Origin of the sequence: Stenotrophomonas sp. UBA7606 (assembly GCF_002477705.1) — a bacterium.
Taxonomy (GTDB): Bacteria; Pseudomonadota; Gammaproteobacteria; order Xanthomonadales; family Xanthomonadaceae; genus Stenotrophomonas.
The window spans coordinates 1-15,869 of record NZ_DLJW01000065.1; the positions used below are offsets into that span (position 1 = coordinate 1).

The 15,869-nt window shown below is 65.4% G+C and carries 7 protein-coding genes and 1 riboswitch; of the genes, 3 read left to right on the forward strand and 4 right to left on the reverse strand.

Translation table 11 applies throughout. The features are described 5' to 3' along the window. Positions 1-396, forward strand: a 396-nt coding sequence (locus tag B2527_RS08745) for an AMP-binding enzyme (RefSeq protein WP_414717043.1), incomplete at its 5' end; no start/stop codon positions are given. 181 nt (positions 397-577) lie between these two features. Continuing rightward, entirely contained in the window at positions 578-1,243 is a 666-nt protein-coding gene (locus B2527_RS08750; protein ID WP_293707950.1) for a response regulator transcription factor, read from the forward strand. Positions 1,244-1,729: 486 nt separating this feature from the next. Here the strand turns inward: B2527_RS08750 and B2527_RS08755 are convergent, their stop codons facing one another. Continuing rightward, complete coding sequence (locus tag B2527_RS08755; RefSeq protein ID WP_293707951.1) at positions 1,730-4,204, reverse strand: methyl-accepting chemotaxis protein; 2,475 nt, start codon at positions 4,202-4,204, stop codon at positions 1,730-1,732. Positions 4,205-4,404: 200 nt separating this feature from the next. Next, positions 4,405-4,566: riboswitch (yybP-ykoY riboswitch) on the forward strand. Between the two features lie 10 nt (positions 4,567-4,576). Here B2527_RS08755 and B2527_RS08760 point away from each other — a divergent pair. Further along, the gene (locus tag B2527_RS08760) at positions 4,577-5,179 is read left to right on the forward strand and encodes a manganese efflux pump MntP family protein (RefSeq protein ID WP_293707952.1); all 603 of its coding nucleotides are present in this window, start codon (positions 4,577-4,579) and stop codon (positions 5,177-5,179) included. A gap of 299 nt (positions 5,180-5,478) precedes the next feature. Here B2527_RS08760 and B2527_RS08765 read toward each other — a convergent pair whose 3' ends face one another. From B2527_RS08765 to B2527_RS08775, 3 genes are all read right to left on the reverse strand, one after another. Beyond that, positions 5,479-8,919 (reverse strand): hybrid sensor histidine kinase/response regulator, encoded by a 3,441-nt coding sequence (locus tag B2527_RS08765; protein ID WP_293707954.1) that lies wholly within the window; start codon positions 8,917-8,919, stop codon positions 5,479-5,481. Between the two features lie 137 nt (positions 8,920-9,056). Beyond that, entirely contained in the window at positions 9,057-12,734 is a 3,678-nt protein-coding gene (locus tag B2527_RS08770; RefSeq protein WP_293707956.1) for a hypothetical protein, read from the reverse strand. 21 nt (positions 12,735-12,755) lie between these two features. Then, positions 12,756-15,869: DUF7507 domain-containing protein (locus tag B2527_RS08775; RefSeq protein ID WP_343124753.1), on the reverse strand; the 3,114-nt coding region annotated here is incomplete at its 5' end.

Here is a 15,869-nt window from a genome sequence, read left to right on the forward strand (position 1 = left end):
GACGTGATCAACGTCTCCGGCCACCGCATCGGCACCGCCGAAGTGGAAAGCGCGCTGGTCTCGCACCCGAAGGTGGCCGAGGCGGCCGTGGTCGGCTTCCCGCACGAGATCAAGGGCCAGGGCATCTATGCCTACGTCACCCTGATCGCCGGCGAAGCGCAGACCGACGAGCTGCTCAAGGAACTGGTGACCTGGGTACGCAAGGAGATCGGCCCGATCGCCGCGCCGGACCACCTGCAGTGGGCGCCAGGCCTGCCCAAGACCCGTTCGGGCAAGATCATGCGCCGCATCCTGCGCAAGATCGCCGAGAACGCGCCGGACCAGCTCGGTGACACCTCCACGCTGGCCGATCCGTCGGTGGTGGCGTCGCTGGTGGAAGAGCGCAAGGTCCGCTGAAGAAGCAGGAGCCAGGAGTGAGTGATGAGGAGTGAGGAGTGAGTCGCGGCAACAGCAAATGCAGCCGCTGCGTCCACTCCTCCTTCCACACCGATGATCAACTGTCCTGTTGCGGGCAACAGCGGTAGCATCGAAGCAGCAAGCCCTCACTCCTCACTCCTCATCACTCACTACTCGCCCCATGCCTACCCTGCTCATTGCCGACGACCATCCGCTGTTCCGCGAAGCCCTGAAGGGCGCGGTGCAACGCGTCATTCCCGGCGTGCAGCTGATGGAGGCCGACAGCGTCGAAGCGCTGTACGCACTGGCCGAGCAACACCCCGACGCCGACCTGGTGCTGATGGACCTGAACATGCCGGGCGCACAAGGCTTCAACGCGCTGGTGCACCTGCGTTCGCTGCACCCGCAGCTGCCCATCGTGGTGGTGTCCGCACGCGAGGAGCCGACGGTGATGCGCCGCGCCCTCGATCACGGGGCATTCGGTTTCATCCCCAAATCCGCCGACTCCGACACCATCGGCCATGCCCTGGGCACCATCCTCGATGGTGAGCGCTGGGCCCCGGCTGAGGCGCACAACGTGCCGCCTACCCCGAACGAGGAACGCGAAGTTGGCCAGCGCCTGCGCGAGCTGACCCCGCAGCAGTTCCGCGTGCTGCAGATGCTGGGCGCAGGCCGCCTGAACAAGCAGATCGCCTACGACCTGGGCGTTTCCGAGGCCACCATCAAGGCCCACGTCACCGCCATCCTGCGCAAACTGGGTGTCACCAACCGCACCCAGGCGGTGCTGATGGCCGGCAAGCTGGCCATCGACGACGACGCCATCGTGTTGCCGCCGGAAGAAGACTGAGTTGCTGCCGGCGCTTGCCTGCGGTTGAGCGCTGAGAACTCTCCTTCCCCAACCCTTGCCTGCGTACTGCGCAGCGGCCCCTGCGCGTTGCGCAAGGGAGATAGCTGTGGCCCCTCCCCTTTGCCGCAGCCAAGGGGGAGGCTGGGAGGGGGTAGCTTTGGCTGTTGCGTTGACGCGCTGACTGGCTTGCCTGCGAACAGCCCCCCTCCCCAACCCTCCCCTTCGCTATGCGAAAGGGAGGGCGCTGTAGCCCCTCCCTTTTGGCGCAGCCAAGGGGGAGGCTGGGAGGGGTGCTTTGGCTGTTGCATGGACGCGCTGACTGGCTTGCCTGCGAACAGCACCCCTCCCCAACCCTCCCCTTCGCTATGCGAAAGGGAGGGCGCTGTAGCCCCTCCCCTTTGCCTCAGCCAAGGGGAGGCTGGGAGGGGGTAGCTTTGGCTGTTGCGTTGACGCGTTGACTGGCTTGCCTGCGAAAGGAGTTGCAGCTCATGCCGAACGCTGCAGCACCGGCTCCGCTGCAGTCACCGCATCCAGCACGAATACTTCCGCCGCCGTTGCCAGTTCCTGGGTCTGCTCGTGCATCGCCAGCGCTGCGAGCGAGGAGGCTCGTGCGACCTCGCCACTCTGGCGGGTGCCTTCACCGATACGCCGCAACAGGCGCTCTACATCATCCACTGCACTGACCTGCCGTGCCGAGCCCGCATCGATCCGTTCCAGCGCGCTGGCCACCTGTGCCACCCGGCTACCGATGTCCTGCATTGCCACACCGCTGCTGTCGGCCAGCCGCGCGCCTTCTTCCACCTGCCGCAGCGATGCATCGATCAGGCCGCGGATCTGCTTGGACGCCTCGGCGGAGCGCTGCGCCAACTGGCGCACTTCGCTGGCCACCACCGCAAAGCCACGCCCGTGGCTGCCGGCCCGCGCGGCCTCGACCGCGGCGTTCAGCGCCAGCAGGTTGGTCTGGAACGACAGGCTGTCGACGGTGGCGACGATATCGCGGATATGCCGCGAGGAGGCGCGCAGTTGTTCCATGCCGCTGATGGCTGCCGCCGTTGCCTGGCGGCCACGTTCGGCCGCGTCACTGGCCTGCGCCGACACCTGCGCGCTCTCGCGTGCACTGTCGGCGTTATCGCGCGCTTCACCGGCCACCGAGCGCACCCGCTGCAAGGCCTCGTGTACGTCGCCTACCTGCTGCTCCACGCGCCCGGACAGATCGGCAGTGCCGCTGGCCATCTCGCCCACCGCCGCCTGCACGCTGCCCGCCGATTGCTGGATGCGGGCGACGATGCCGCCCACCTGCTGCATGGCGTCCTGCAGCCCGTGGCGCAGGCGCGCGTAGATACCCTGGCCGTCATCTCGCATGCGTGCACTCAGGTCGCCGTGGGCAAAGTGGCCGATCACCCGCGTCGCATCTCCCACCTGTGCCTGCACGCTGTCCAGCAGCGCATTGATGCGCTCGCCCAGCTGCAGCACGAAGCCCTGTTTGTCGGCCAGTACGATGCGCCCTTGCAGGTCACCGGCCGCCGCCGCCGCAACCACCGCCGCCACTTCATTGACGATCACCCGCTCAAGCCGGCGGTCCTGCCATTCCATCACCAGTCCCAGCACGCGCTCGGCTTCCAGCACCGGGCTGGCCCGCAGCAGGAAGCCGCTGTTGCCCAGCTCCACCTCCGCATCCATCGCCACACTCTGCGCGAAGGCAGCCCGCATGAGTGCGGCAACTGCCGGGCCGAGTTCGGCCACCTCGCTGTCCACCTCGACCGTCTGCTCGATCCCGGCCTGGGTGAATGCCTGCTGCAGCGCCGGATTGGCATAGACCACGCGGCCCTCGGCATCGGTCACCAGCACCGCGGCACTGGCCACGTCCAGCGCCTGTCGCACGCGCTGATTAGCCTGGGCAGCCTGGCGTTCACCGGCAATGCGCTCACGCAGGCTGGACTGCATCTGCATCAACGCCACCGCCAGCCGCCCAATCTCGTCATGCGCGTTGCGCACCACCAGCCGGCCGTCCAGGTCATCGTCGGCAATGGCACGGGCGAATGCCGCTGCATCGGCCAGTGGCCGCTCCACCGCGCGCAACAGCAACAACAACAGACTGACCAGCAACAAGCCCACCACCAGCACGGTGGCAGCGAAGGCGGCATCCATCCAACGCCGCGCGGCGGCCTGTTCGTCGCGTTGCCTGGCCAGGCTGGCGCGTTGTGCCTGTTGCAGGCGGGTCAGCACCGGCAGGGCCTTGGCCGCCAGGTCGTCCATCGCCTGGGTTTCGCTGTCGGCACCGTAGCGCGCAGCGGCATAGGACAGGAATGCCTCCTGGTAGCGCTGCATCGCATCACGTACCTGCTGCTTGCTGCCGTCCGGCATGCGCGCGACCTGCAGCAGCAGCTCGAAAGGCATCACCTGCGCACTCAGTTCATCGGCGTATTTCTGTTCGCGGCGCAGGATGAAGTCCTTCTCGTAGCGGCGCATGGTCAGCATTGACACCTGCAATGCCGCATCGGGATGTTCACCGATCAGGTTCTCCACTTGATGCACGGCATTGCGCAGCTGGCCCTGCATGCCGCTGTCGGCATCGTGGCCCAGCTCGGTGATGCGCTGGTCCAGCGCCTGCCCGGACTGGACATATTCCAGCAGCGGCGTGCGCAATGCCGGCTCCCAATGCGCGCCCTGCTTGTCGGCCGCCAGCAGTGTCTGCAGGCGCGCGTTGGCGGCCACAAACGCCTGCCCGGCGGTGGCCGAGAATGACATGGCATACTCGGCCTGGGCGCGGCGCACCTCGGCAAACGCGGCCACCAGTGCTTCCAGCTGCGCCGCATCCTGCTGGTAACGCTGCAGGCGCTGGTCGGCGCCGCGCATGCCAACACTGAGCCAGGCGTAGGCCGAACCGATGACGAGCAGGCCGACCACCAGCGCCAGCAGGCTCAGGCGCAGTTTCTGGGCAATACCAAGGGGGAACTTCATGCCGCACTCCGGGCGTAGAGATGCCTCGAAATCGGCCGTATATCGGGTTTCTTGAGGGCGGATTTGTAGGAAATTTCCGCGCCATACCACTCCGGCGCGCGTATCAGGCCATGCCTTCATGACAATGATGTTTCAGGCCCGCAGCTGAGCCGGGATGCCGGGGTACGCTGGCCAATACTGGGGTCATGCTAGAATCCGCGCTCCCTTGGGGAGTAGCCTGCTTCCAGCAATGGAAGCGTCCACGTCAACATACTCGGCCAGTGCGCCGTGGCGTGGACAGCCAGACCCGGTTGGCGAGACCAGCGGCATGCGTGCGCAACGACGGTTGGGCGCGACGCATGCCGTTTGCGTCCGCCCGACCCGGTAACTGCGATGTCCCCCTTGTCCATTCTTCTCGTCGGTTTCGCCATGTCCACCGATGCCTTTGCCGCAGCGGTGGGCAAGGGTGCGGCCATGCGCAAGCCACGTCTTTCCGATGCGCTGCGCGCAGGCCTGATCTTCGGCGTGATCGAGGCCATCACCCCCATCATCGGCTGGCTGGCCGGGCGTGCAGCCTCGCAGTACGTGCAGGCCTTCGACCACTGGATCGCCTTTGGCCTGCTTGGCATCCTCGGCGTGCACATGATCGTGGCCGGGCTGAAGCCGGAAGAAGATGCGGGCGGCGAGGACGACGCCAGTGGTGAACAGCACAAGAGTTTCTGGACCCTGGCCGCCACCGGCTTTGCCACCAGCATCGACGCGATGGCGATCGGTGTGGGCCTGGCCTTCCTGGACGTGCATATCGGCGTGGTGGCCTTGGTGATCGGCCTGTGCACGATGACCATGGTGACGCTGGGCATCATGCTGGGCCGCGTACTGGGCCACCTGGCCGGCAAGCGCGCCGAAATCATTGGCGGCGCGATCCTGATCATCATCGGCTGCACCATTCTGTACGAACATCTGCACGCTGCGGCATCGGCGGCAGGAGCGGCGTAAACCGCGAGGGCCTTGCCATGGCGGCATCATGCCGCGCGCGCCCTCACGTCATTGGTATCGGCAATGCTCCTGCCGAGCATGGCTCGGCACTACCGCTGTTGCTCCTTCCCTTTCGCGCAGCGAAGGGGAGGGCTGGGGAGGGGCTTGCCCTTTTGCCGGGCAAGCCCCTGCCGAGCATGGCTCGGCACTACCGCTGTTGCCCCCTCCCTTTCGCACAGCGAAGGGGAGGGCTGGGGAGGGGTGAGCCTTTTTGTTGGCCAAGTCCCTGCCGAGCATGGCTCGGCACTACCGGTGCGTTGTCAGCGCCGGCGCGGGTCGTTCAGCGCGGTCAGGAAGGCACGCAGTGAGGCCGGCTTCACCGGCTTGGTCAGTACCCGGTAGCCGCGCTCTCGCGCCAGCCGCTTGAGCTCGTCGCGGCCATCGGCGGTAAGCAAGGCACCGGGCAGTGGCCGCCCTGCGGCTTCGCGCAAGGCGACCAGGGTGTCCAGCCCGTCCAGGCGGTCATGCAGGTGGTAATCCACCAGCATCACGTCCGGCTGCTCGGCAAGCTTCTCCAGCGCCATGTCCACGGTGCTGGCCGCGATCACCCCCACCTTCCAGCGGCCCAACAGGGCACGCATGCCGTCGAGGATCTCCTGGTCGTTGTCCACGCACAGCACGCGCATGCCGGCCAGGGAATCGTCACCGCCGAATGCGGTGGGCTGGCGCTGCAGCGGCGCCGGCTGGGTCGGCGTGGGCACGCGCGGCAAGGTGATGGAAAACATGCTGCCGTGGCCGGGCTGGCTGCGTGCGTTCAAACCGTGATCGAGCAGGCGCGAGATGCGCTGGCAGATCGACAAGCCCAGGCCCAGGCCCTGCTCGCCCCAGTCGAAGGGCTGCTGGTAGCGATGGAACTCGTTGAAGATCTGCTGCATGTGGTGCTCGGGAATACCCGGGCCGGTATCCCATACCTGCAGTTCCACCTGCTCACCGCGCACGCGCAAGGCCAGCACGATGCGCCCATTGCGGGTGTAGCGCAGTGCATTGGCCATGAAGTTCTGCAGTACGCGCCGCAGCAGCCGACGATCACTGCGTACCCAGGCGCTGCGTGCGAACACATGCAGACGCAGGCCACGGCCGGCCGCTACCGGGGTGTACTGCGCGGCCAGTTCACGTACCAGCACGCTGGCGTCGAAATCGGTGATGGTCGGGCGCAGGCCGCCGGCATCCAGCCGCGACACATCCAGCAGGCCGTCCAGCAGCTCTTCGGCCGCACGCAACGAGGCATCGACGCGCTCGGCCAGATGCCGCTGCTCGTCGGTCTCCGGCAGGCTGTCGCGCAACGCCGATGCAAACAGGCGTGCCGCGTTCAACGGCTGCAGCACGTCGTGGCTGATCGCGGCCAGGAAGCGCGTCTTCGATTGCTGCGCCGCTTCGGCAGCCTGCGAGCGCTCGGTGACACGCTGCTCCAGCGTTTCGTTGGCTTCCAGCAGCGCCTGCTCGACGTTCTTGAAATCGGTGATGTCGTTGTAGCTGGTGACGTAACCACCACCGGGCAGCGCCTGCCCGCGCAGCTCGATCACCTTGCCGTCGGCACCGGTGCGCTCGAACACATGCGGTGAACCGGCGCGCATATAGCCGATGCGGCGATTGATCTGCACTTCGATGTCACCCGAGCCCAGCTCACCGCGTTCGGCGTTATAGCGGATCAGGTCGGCAACCGGACGACCGACGTAGAGCATGCCGTCCGGGTAACCGAACATCTGCTGGTAGCGTCGGTTCCATGCGGTCAGGCGCATTTCCGGATCCACCACGCTGACGCCGGCGCTGATGTTTTCCAGTGTGGTGGACAGGATCTCGCGGTTGAAGCGCAGTTCCTGGCCGGCTTCGTCCAGCACCGCCACCACTTCGCCCAGGTCCATGCCCGAACCACGCAGCAGGCTGGTCAGCAGCAGGCGCGCCGACGCCGCACCGATGGAGGCGGCCAACAGGCGTTCGGTGAACTGCACCCAGATGCGGTCAGCCGCAGCGGCCGGCTGGAACTCGCGGTCCAACAGTTGTGCCTGCTCGCCAAACGCACGACGGGCGCGGTTGTCGCCAATCACGCGGGTGGCCAGCGCCAGCAGGTCGCGCACCTTGACGTGGGCCGGCCAGTCACCGGCCACCACCGGGCGCTTGGCGTAAGGGTCCAGAAACGGTGCCGCGCGCAACCGCTCGGCCACGTCCGGGCGCGAGCGCACCGACACCAGCAGCATGGTCACGGTATTGAGCAGCAGCGACCAGAAGGTGCCGTGGGTAAGCGGATCCCAACCGGTGATGCCGAACAGTTGCTGGGGCCGCAACCAGCCAATGCCGAACGGGCCGTGGGCCAACAGCGTTGCATCCAGCCAGCCACCGTGGCTCAGCGCCGGCACCAGCAGGGTATAGGCCCAGACCAGGAAGCCGACCACCATGCCGGTTTCCACGCCGCGCCGGCTGGCACCGCGCCAATACAGGCCGCCCAGCAGGCCGGGCGCGAACTGCGCCACGGCGGCGAAGGCCATCAGGCCGTAGGCGGCCAACATGGTGTCGTTGTTGCTGCCGCGGTAGTAACCGTAAGCCACCAGCGCCAGCAGCAGGATCGCCAGGCGGCGGATCCACAGCACCCGCGAAGCGACATTGGCCGCTTCGCGGTGGTCGCCACTGCGGCGCAGCAGCAGCGGCATCACCAGGTCGTTGCTGATCATCGTGGCCAGCGCGATCGAAGACACGATGACCATGCCGGTGGCGGCGGAGAAGCCGCCCACATAGGCCACCAGCGCCAGTGCGGTGCTGCCACCTGCCATCGGCAGCGCCAGCACCAGGGTGTCATCCGACGCCAGCCCGGTACCGAACATCGCCGCGCCAGCAGTGGCGATGGGCACGATCATCAGCGAGATCAGGATCAGGTAGCCGCCAAACATCCAGCGGGCGCGGCGCACGTCACCGGCATTGCCGCATTCCACCACCGCCACGTGGAACTGGCGTGGCAGGCAGATCAGCGCCAGAAAGCTGAGCAGGGTCTGCGAGACAAAGCCCACAGGCGGCATGCCCTCGAACAGGGTGCGCGCCGAGGCCACCACCGATTCGCCGCGGTCGGTGAGCCAGATATAGGCAAACACGCCTACCGCCACCATCGCCACCAGCTTGATCATCGACTCCACGGCGATGGCCAGCATCATGCCGTAATGGTGGTCGGTGGCATCCACCTGGCGGGTGCCGAACAGGATGGCGAACAAGGCCATCAGCAACGCCACGTACAGCGCCGGATCAGTAAGGAAACCCTTGCCGGCGGCATCGCCGCTGAGCACCTGCAGGCTCATGGCCACGGCCTTGTACTGCAGTGCCAGGTAGGGCACCACGCCGATCAGCGCGATCAACGCCACCAATGCCGCCAAGCGCCGCGAGCGGCCGAAGCGCGAGGAGATGAAGTCTGCGATGGACACCACGTTCTCGCTGCGGGCGATCAGCGCCAGCCGCTCGATGATGCGCCAGCCGAAGATCAGCAGCAGCAGCGGGCCAAGATAGATAGGCAGGTAGCCGATGCCATAACGCACCGCCGAGCCGACCGCGCCGTAGAAGGTCCAGGACGAGCAATAGACCGCCAGCGCCAGGCTGTAGACCACCGGCCGCAGCCAGGGGCGGTCCGGGTACAGCGGCCGACGGTCGCCCCACCACGCCACGCCGAACAGCAGCGCGGCATAGCCGAGTGAGACCAGGAGCAGGATCCAGCTGGAGACCAAGGGTGTTTCCCGTGCGACTTAGCCGGGCCAGTGTAGCCATTCTCTCGGCGGCTACGCTTCAGCCAACAAGGGCGACCCTCGCCAACAGCAGAACGCCCCGGTTTCCCGGGGCGTTCACTTGGTACGGGCGATGGTGCTCAGTAATAGCCGGTCATATTGATGAACCAGCCTTTGTTATCGAGCCTCAGGTGGGTCAGGTCATCACTGAAGTCAGTGAAGTTGTAACCGACACCCAGCTTGAAGTTGCGCCCGACCTGGCGGTCCACGCCCACCAGCCAACCCTGCTTGCGGCCGCCATCCTTGACGTCCAGCACACGGTACTCGGCCAGTCCGTCCCACTTCGCGATCAAATGGTAGCGCAGCTGTGTGGCGGCGAAATCGGCGCGGCTGTCCAGCCAGGCCCCTTCGCCACGTCCCATACGGTAGTCGCCGCGACGCGAGGCCAGCTTTCCAGCCATCTCCCAGCGCGGTGCCAGCTGCCAGATGCCTTCGAACGACAGCACATGCGAGCGCTGGTCATCGGAAGCACCCTCCACCTGGCCGGGTGACGCAAGGTCATACAGATAGGTGTATTTGCCAAATGCCGCCCAGCGGGAACTGTCATGCGGGCGGTAGGCAAACCCGGCGTTGACCTCGGCCAGACGAGCGCCGTCCTGTGCGTTCAGGCTGTCGGATGTATCCGCATAATTGGCACGCAAGGCCAAGCGCCAGTCCTCATTGACCTTGTAGAACAGGCGGTTGGTGGTGACCCACTGTTCACGCCGTTCGGCACCGCTGTCGCGGCGGTACTCCAGCTTGCTCGACCAATCCGTGCGCTCGTCGGTACGGCCACCGTTGACACTGTAGGCACGGCGGGTCACACCACCATTGCTGGTATCAAGCTCACCTTCCTGCAGCGTGAACCCCAGCCGCCAACCTTCCCCTGGATAGAAATCCATGCCGAAGGTATGCGCCAGGCCGGCAGCGTCATAACCCGGGTCTTTCAAGTACTGGCTTTCGTTGTAGACGTTGACCTGGTTGGACAGGCGCCAACGTTGGCCCACGGTCCAACCCGCTGCCTGCTTGTTGTTGAACAGCGGGTCGGCTTCCGTGCTGTCGGTGCTGTAACGGTAGTTGCCGTAGATGCTGTGGTCTTCGGCCAGCCAGTACTCGGCATTGACCTCGGTGGCATGGCCACGGCTGCCGTCGCTGTAGGCAGCACCCACGCTGGAGCGGTTACCAAACTGGTATTTACTGCCCACGGTGTACAGATCATTGTCCGCATAGCGGCCGTGATCGTCGTCCACCGTGTACTGGGCGATGCCGTAGATCTCCAGCAGGCTGGTGACCTTGCGCGTATAGCTCAAGGCCGCAAGTACCGGCTCCACCGTTTCCGAACCGCGCTGCTCGCTGTTGCGACGCAGCTCGGCGATCCACTGGTTGCGATCATCCGGGCGCCAATCGGCCGTCAGCTGCTGCTGTTCAAGCACCGCACCATCACGGTCCGCATGGCTGTACTGCCCGTACAGGCTGAAGTTCTGGCTCAGGTAACCCTGGAACTCGGCACCATACTCACGGATGGCGGCCCCGGCGGTGGTGGAATGGGTGATGGAGAAGCCGGGCTCCACATCCCGCCACCAGCCGCCCACATTCCAATCGCTACGGGTCCAGCCCAGCTCCTGGAAATTGGCACGTGCTTCCACCGCGCGCGCATCACCGCTGCGCGCCGTCGCCGACGGGCGCTTCTCGATGAAACTGAAACCACCGTTGTCCGAGTAGAAGATCGGAGCGGCCACGGACTCGCTGTGTGACTGCTCGAACTTCACGTAGGTACCGCGACCGACCTGCACCGTCACGTCCACGCCGGTCAGCGTGTAATCGTCACCTGCACGTGCCTCATCGACATAGGTACCACCCACCGCAACGTGGTTGCCAAACCAGTGCTTGCCGCGCAGGCCGATACTGGTGTCATCCGTGTCGAAACCGGCTGGAATGTACTCGTAGTCCACCTTCAACAGCTGTTCGTAGCCATCGAGCGGGGTGTCGCGGGTGATGGACGGCAGGTTCTCGCGGGTGATCTGTGCCAACGGCCGGGTGAGGATGATCCGGCCCTGCAGTTCGTCGATCTCGTAGTCAGCACCACGCTGGAGCTGCGTGCTGGCCAGTGTGCGCCCGGTCTTGGGATCGCGCACGTCCAGGGTCACATAGTCCGAGCCCGGCAGTACGTCCGTCTGCCGCAGGTAGTACAGGCTGCCGCCGGTGCCCAGGAATTCACTGTGTCCAGCCGCCGACTGCGCCTGCGACGCAAACAGCTTGAGCGTACTGCCGGCGTCACCCAGTTCGGTGGCACGACGCGCACGCCAGCTCAGTGCTGCGCCATACAGCGAACGGTTGTACTGGCCGTACTCGGTGCCATTGAAGCCAGTGGAGAAATTTCCCCACAACGCCTGGTTCTGGTCCCAATCCGCACGGACATACAGCCGGCCCTGGGTGTCAACGTCACGTACCGTGGTCGAATCGTCGCCATAGGTCGGGTAGTACATGTCCGGATCAAGACGGCGGAACACGTCCTGGGGGTCAGCATCAAGGAACCCGTTGAACAGGTGCTTGATCTCCCGGTCCTGCGTATCTGCCTGGGCCGTCAACAGGTACTTGCCCTTGAACTTCTGCTTCAGATAGAACGCCAGGCGGCCATCACTGATGAAGCCATCCTTGTCGCTCCCATCCTGCGCGCCCGGGGTCACGCTGCTGCCCACGCTGTTCTTCGACAGCGTGACATCGGCCATTGCCACGAGGAAGCGATGCGCACCGGTGACATCCACATCCAGCGTACGCTGGATGGGGGCGGCATTGGGTACCGCCACGCCCAGCGCAAACGCGTGATGTCCGATTGGCTGCAGGAACTCGGCGACGAACTTGCGCTCCATGTCCACCGGGAACGTTTCGCCGTTGATCGTCAGCTGCGCGTTGGCAGGGATATCGCGCCCATGGATACGCACCCGCGAGCCATAGATCGGGATGTTCTGCAGACGCAGTGCATTGCTGCCGTAGATCGCATCGCGCAACTGCGTGGCCTGCGCCTGTTCAAGCGAGGTCCCCACGCCGGTCTTGCGCTCCTGGCTTTCACGCGTCGCCTGCAGGTTGCGCGCATAGTCCTCAGGCGTCTGCAGCTGGATGCTCTGCGCATTGGTTTCGTCGAACTGGCCATCGGCACCGTAGGCGCGGGCGATATAGACCAGCGTGTCCCCGGCGCGCAGGTTCAGGCCCGCAGGCAGGGCGCCATCCCAGTTGGCGGTGCCCATGTTGGCTACTTCCACCGGAATGGTGGCCAACGGAGCAACGCGGTCACTGTCGGTGCCGCGATACACCAGCACTTCCATGCGTTGCATGAAAGCCGCGTAGTTGCTGTAAGCCTGGAACTGCACGGGCGCGGTGATGCGTCCCTCGAAGAACGGGGCTGTCTGTGAGGTCTGCACGTTGAGCAAGGCCTGGCCCAGCGTCGGGTCCTCTGTCACCCACACCACGCCACCGTTGGGCAGGTCCACCGAGAACGTTCCACTGACCTTCGCCCTGCCAGGCTGCCGCGGTGCCGCCAACACGTCGACACGGCGGTTCTCGCTCAGCTGTTGCGTGCCACTGCCGGCCACCACGGGGTGCTCTGCACCGCGGGTATGCACCCGGAACAACAGACCCTTGTCATTGCTGCAGGTGTCCCCGCCACATTCGGTCTTGGCATCACCGTCACCTTCCGCGGCCGGTGCCACCACCGACTGGGCCAGCGACGGCGCCGCCGTCATCGAGAGCAGGCTGATGATGGCCAGATCCAGAAGTTTCATTGTCAGCTTCATGGCCGGTCCTCAGAGCTTGCCCATGCCGGTATCGGCATCGGGGTTATCGATAATTTCCACACGTACCTTGGCCCGTACCTCGGTGCTCAGCGCGGCGGCGATCTGTTCGTACACTGCCTTGGCACGGCGCAGACCAAGCGCGAGGTTGTAGCCGCTGCCGCCACGCAGGTCGGCACGGCCGACGATCGCCACCACACCGCCACCGCGCATTTCCAGCGACTCGGCGATGGCCGACAACACGCTGCGGTACTGCGGCTTGATCGTGGCGCGATCGGTATCGAACAGGACGTTGCCCAGTACCTCTGCGCTGTCCAGCTGCAGCAACGGCTCACCCACCTGGGTCAGCACCTGCACCTGGGTACGTTCCAGCAGGTCCGGTGCCAGCTGGGCCTGCAGGTGCTCACGCACCGCATAGCCGCGCGCCAACGCCAACGCCTCTGCATCCGCTTCGGCGGCAATGGTCAGGGTGCCGCCGTTGTAGTTGCGGATCTTGCCAACGATGGCCTCCAGCGCAGGACGGTGCTCGTCCGGAATCTGCGAACTTTCCGGCGCAAACAGCACTTCACCCAGCTCGACCGTTGCCAGCTGCTGACCACCGCCGATCTCGCCGGCCGGCATCTTCACACCAAAGTCGAAGCGCACCGGCACACCCGGGGTAACCCTGCGCACGCGCGGGTTCTCGGTCGTGAAGGTCGCCCCCTGTGGCAACGTTGTCGGATCCACCTTGAGGATGAAGTTGCGACCACGGGTCCATGCACCGCCATCCACACCTTCAAGGTGATAGCGACCCCATGAGTCCGTCTCCATCAACAGGCCTTCCACCGACGCCACGCGTACGCCCGGGATGCCGCGCTCATCAATGCCGTTGTTGCGGATGATGTAGTCCACGGTCAAGCCTTCCGCATCCTGGCCATACCTGCGCTCCACCTGCAGGGCCTCGGCGCTCATGCCGCGGGCAACGTCACCGCTTTGTTCCACCGTGGTGGTGCCATCGGCACGCATCCGCAGCGTGCTGCCATTGCGTGTGGTCAGCACCAGATCATCGGTGAAGTCGGCAGCCGTCAAACGCTGGCGGATCACCACCTGGTTGCGCTGTACCGGGTCTGCCTCGGATTGGCGACCCGCGATCCTGCCCACGTCGACACCATGCAGCATCGGCGAACTGTGGTCGGCCAAGGGTTGCGGACCCGCGCCACGGTCAATCGTGGTCGAGTTGGCGACGTAAGCCGAAGCAGCAAAGCCGCCCTGGATGTGCACGCCAAGCGCAGTGGCCGACGCCTGCCAGCCATCTGCATTGCGGTCGTCGAACACGGTGCCCAGAACCAGACTGTCATCCAGCAGCGGGTCACCTGCCAGTTCCACATCGGCCGAGGCCTGATTGGAAATGGCGCTACCCGTTGCGTCCAGTGCCACGACACGGTTGGTATGCACCCCCTTGCCGGTGCCAGCACCAACGCGCAGGAAGTAGGTCACCGTGGCGTGCCCACCAGCCGCGATATCCAGCCCACCGATACGCAGCGGGCTGATACCCACGATGCTGCCGGTGTTGTCGTCGTCACTGACGACCAGGGAACCATCCACATAGCTGAAGCCAACCGGCAGCGTGTCCACCAGCGTGGCGGCCCGCACCGGTACTTCACCGGTGTTGTCGGCCCGGATCGTGTATCGCACCAGGTCACCGATGTTGACCGACGACTTGCCGGCGGTCTTGCTCAGTCGCAACTGACCCGGCGGCGTCGCAAGTACCGGCGTGGTCACCGTCGCCTGCGCCTGCGGCGGCGTGATGTTGCCTGGCGGAGTTGCGGTGGCGGTGGCGGTATTGACCACCTCCTGCGCCTCGGCGTCCTGTTCGGTGATGCGGTAGGTGTTGTTGTTGGCCGCACAGGCCACGTTGCTGGCGCCCACCGGCAGGGTGGGCACAACGCAGACGAGATCCGGAAGCTTGGCATCGCTGACCACCACATCACGCAGCTGCACCGTACCGGTGTTGCTGACCAGGAAGGTGTAGGTGATCAGGTCGCCGGCATCACCGGTGATGCCATCACCATTGGTATCGGCAACGCTCGCCTGCTTGACCAGGCTGAAGCCGCTCACGGGTGCAACCGGCGCCGGCGTTTCCACCGGCGGCGATACCGCGGTTGGCGGCACGATCGCACCCGGTGGCACGGCCGATGCCGTCGCCACGTTGATCACCTTGCCCACGGCCTCGTCCGCGGCAGTGATTACATAGGTGTTGTTGCGCGGGGCGCAGGCCACATTGCTGGCACCCACCGGCAAACTGGCCACGACACACACCAGCGTGGGCAGCTTGGCATCGCTGACCACCACATTGTTCAGTGCCACCGAACCGGTGTTGCTGACGGCAAAGGTGTAGGTGATGACGTCACCGGCATCGCCCAACAGGGTATTGCCATTGGTGTCGGCCACGCTGGCCCGCTTGTCCAGCGTGAAGCTGGCAACTGGGCTCACCGGGGTGGGTGTTTCCACCGGCGGGGTAGCTGCGGTAGGCGGCGTGATCGCACCGGGCGGTACCGCCGTGGCGATGGCCGCGTTGACCACCCTGCCAGCAGCAACGTCCGCGGGCGAAACGACATACGTGTTGTTGCCCGGGACGCAGGCAACATTGGTGGCGCCCACCGGCAGATGCGCAATGGTGCACACCAGATTGGGCAGCTTGCTGTCACTCACCTTGAAATTGCTCAGCGCTACCGAGCCGGTATTGCTGACATCAAAGGTGTAGGTAATCACGTCACCGGCATCACCCAGCACCGTATTGCCATTGGTGTCGGCCACACTGGCGTGCTTGGCCAGGGTGAATCCAGCTTCCGGACTCGGCAGCGTCGGCGTGTCGACCGGCGGCGAGCTTGCCGTCGGCGGGGTCATGCTACCCGGCGGGATGGCAGAGGCGGAGGCAATGTTGGTGACCTTGCCCGCAGCCACATCGGCAGCCGTGATGCTGTAGGTGTTGTTGCTCGGCACACATGCGACGTTACGCGCCCCAACCGGCAAGCTGGCCACGACGCACACCAGATTGGGCAGCATGCTGTCACGCAGGCGTACGTTCTGCAGCTCGACCGTACCGGTATTGCTGACGTCGAAGGTGTAGGTGATCACGTCACCGGC

Bases quoted from the DNA above. Each gene is read 5' to 3' on its own strand.
- B2527_RS08750 (WP_293707950.1), top strand. From the start codon at position 578: ATGCCTACCCTGCTCATTGCCGACGACCATCCGCTGTTCCGCGAAGCC.
- B2527_RS08755 (WP_293707951.1), bottom strand. From the start codon at position 4,204: ATGAAGTTCCCCCTTGGTATTGCCCAGAAACTGCGCCTGAGCCTGCTG.
- B2527_RS08760 (WP_293707952.1), top strand. From the start codon at position 4,577: ATGTCCCCCTTGTCCATTCTTCTCGTCGGTTTCGCCATGTCCACCGAT.
- B2527_RS08770 (WP_293707956.1), bottom strand. From the start codon at position 12,734: ATGAAACTTCTGGATCTGGCCATCATCAGCCTGCTCTCGATGACGGCG.